The sequence below is a fragment of the Nocardia abscessus genome, from assembly GCF_015477775.1.
Classification (GTDB): domain Bacteria; phylum Actinomycetota; class Actinomycetes; order Mycobacteriales; family Mycobacteriaceae; genus Nocardia; species Nocardia abscessus_A.
In genome coordinates, this window is record NZ_JADLQO010000046.1 from 1 (window position 1) to 2,661 (window position 2,661).

The following is a 2,661-nucleotide window of genomic DNA, read 5'->3' on the forward strand; positions in this document are numbered from 1 at the left end:
CGAGCTGGCGGGCGGTGAAGGGCCCCAGCAGCCGGTCGGAGCGGTCGACGTCGGCGGGGATACGAAATGCATAGGACCCGTTCGTCCGGGTCTCGTGGTAGCTCATTGGTAGTCACGCATCCTTTTCATCCGTTGTGTGGCCGGGAGTTGCCAGTGCTGTTCGAACGGCGGTCCCGAACCGGGTTGTGGTTCGTGTGCGAGGTCGACGGGCAAGCGCGGGTGACGTTGCGGCAGGAATGGACCGATCGCGGTGCGCCGCAAGGGGATCAGCGGCTGGCAGCCGATGGTTTGACCGTTCTACGTGCGGTAATCGATGCCATGCGGGGTCACTGTTCAGACGGCGAACAGGTGGGGGAATGATGATCTTGAAGACGCTGGATCCGGTCGGTGTCGGTCGGGCAGGTTCGGAGATGAGGCGTGGTGGCCGCGACATGGTGCGGCGAGGCTGTGATGGCCGTGTCGAACATGGTCGAGTCCTTGTTGCGCAAGGGATCTGGCGGTGGCACCGGTGAACGGCGCGACGAAGATCAACACGACGCATCGGTCCCGCAGCGCGGTGGTCTACGTGCGGCAATCGACGGCGATGCAGGTCCGCGAACACGCCGAATCGACCGCCCGCCAGTACGGTCTGTCCGACGTCGCGATCGGGTTGGGGTGGACCGCCGAGCAGGTCGTCATCGTCGACGCCGATCTCGGGGTATCGGGTCGCTTCGGGTCCGACCGCGACGGTTTCCGGGAACTGATCTCGCGGGTATGCCTGGGCGAGGTCGGCGCGATCTTCGGGCTGGAAGTCTCGCGGCTGGCGCGATCCTCGGCGGAGTTCGCGCGGCTGCTGGAGTTGGCGCGGCTGACCGACACGTTGCTCATCGATGGCGACGGGGTCTACGACCTGGGCGATGTCAACGATCGGTTGTTGTTGGGGCTCAAGGGATCGATGTCGGAGGCCGAGCTCCACCTGCTCGCCGGACGGTTGCACGGCGCGAAGCTCGCGGCGGCGCACCGCGGTGAGCTGCGTTCCCAGCTTTCGGTCGGGTTCGTCTACGACATCGACGGGCAGGTGGTGATCGATCCCGACGAACAGGTCCGCACCGCGGTCGAGGACTTGTTCGCCGAGTTTGCCCGCACCGGATCGGCTTACGGGGTGGTTGGGGCGTTCGCCGAGACGGGGCGATTGTTCCCCCAACGCGCCTACGGCGGGGTGTGGGCTGGCCGGTTGAAGTGGGGAAAGCTGGGCCACCAGCGGGTATTGCAGGCGTTGAAGAACCCCGCCTACGCCGGTGCCTACTCCTACGGCCGCAGCTACGACAAACGCCGGGTGCGCCCCGACGGCACGGTGCGTTCGGCACGGCGCAAGCGTGCCCGTGAGGACTGGACCGTGCTGATCCAGGACCATCACGAGGGCTACATCAGCTGGCAGCAATTCCTCGACAACGAGGCCAAACTCGCTGCCAACCACACCAGCGTCGGCGCCCGTCCGCCCCGCGAGGGAACCGCGCTCTGCCAGGGGATCATCTACTGCGGAGCGTGTGGTACCCGGATGGCAACCCGATACGCCCACCGTCACTACGTGTTCTACGTGTGCACCAGCGCCCGCGAACACGCGAAGTCGCCGCAATGCCGCAGCGTCACGGCCTCGACCGTGGATGAGGTGGCGGGCCGGTTGCTGCTCGATGCGGTCACGCCGGCCCAGATCGCTTCGGCGTTGGCCGTCGCCGACGAGGTCACCGAACGGCACGTGCGATCGCATCGCGCGGCTGAACTCGCGGTGGAACGCGCCCGCTACGACGCCGAACGCGCCGAACGAGCCTTCTCTCAAGTCGAGCCGGAAAACCGTTTGGTAGCAAGGAGTTTGGAGTCGCGCTGGGAAGCCAAGCTCGCCGCGGTGAGCGAAGCGGAGGCGGCATTGGAGACCGCGCGGGCGGCCAAACCGCCGCTGCCGCCTCGCTCGACGCTGGAGGCGTTGGCCGCTGATCTGCCGGGTTTGTGGAACGATCCCGATACCAGTCCCCGCGACCGAAAGCGGTTGCTGCGCACCCTGATCGCCGACGTCACATTGCTGCCGACCGAAGATCCAGGGCAGGTCCGGATCGGAGTGCGCTGGCACACCGGCGCGACCGACGAGGTCACCGTCGACCGCAACGGTGTCGGCCGCACCTCTACCACCGCGCTCGGGATCATCCGCCGCTACGGCGCACACAGAACCAGCGCCCAACTCGCCGAGCAGCTCAACGCCGCCGGACTCACCACCGGCAAAGGGCGTCCGTTCGACACCGCGGCCGTCGCGCGGATCCGAGACACCTACTCCATCCCGGCCCCGCGCACCGCTGCTATCGACGAAGGCGAGGTCAGCGTCGCCCAGGCTGCCGCATTGTTGGGTGTGACGACCAAAGCGATCTACTACTGGATCCGCCACGACCTGGTCCCCGTCCGCCGCGACGAGGTCGGCCGACGTTGGTGCATTCCCTGGGATGAGCAGACCCAGACCATCTACCGACAACAGGCAGCCAAGCCGACAACCCGGGGCCGACGAAGTGCCCCAATAACCGCAGGAGGTGCAGTATGAAACGCCCATCGGGATGCGCACGATGGTGCTCACTGGAGGGTGCCTCCTCTCGGGGCGCGGGGCGCGCGGCGGCGCACGGGCAGATCGGGCATGGGCAG

At 67.1% G+C, this 2,661-nt stretch carries 2 protein-coding genes; both read left to right on the forward strand.

Annotated elements, in window-relative coordinates; all coding sequences use genetic code 11:
- The first annotated feature begins 66 nt into the window (after positions 1 to 66).
- The gene (locus IU450_RS41545; protein WP_416382948.1) at positions 67 to 360 is read left to right on the forward strand and encodes a DUF5372 family protein; all 294 of its coding nucleotides are present in this window, start codon (positions 67 to 69) and stop codon (positions 358 to 360) included.
- 139 nt (positions 361 to 499) lie between these two features.
- Positions 500 to 2,563, forward strand: coding sequence for a recombinase family protein (locus IU450_RS39135; protein WP_195154759.1), 2,064 nt, complete (start codon positions 500 to 502; stop codon positions 2,561 to 2,563).
- The last annotated feature ends 98 nt before the right edge of the window (positions 2,564 to 2,661 follow it).

What these genes read in the sequence shown, in the direction of transcription:
- IU450_RS41545 (WP_416382948.1), top strand. Translation starts at nt 67, where the DNA reads ATGCATAGGACCCGTTCGTCCGGGTCTCGTGGTAGCTCATTGGTAGTC.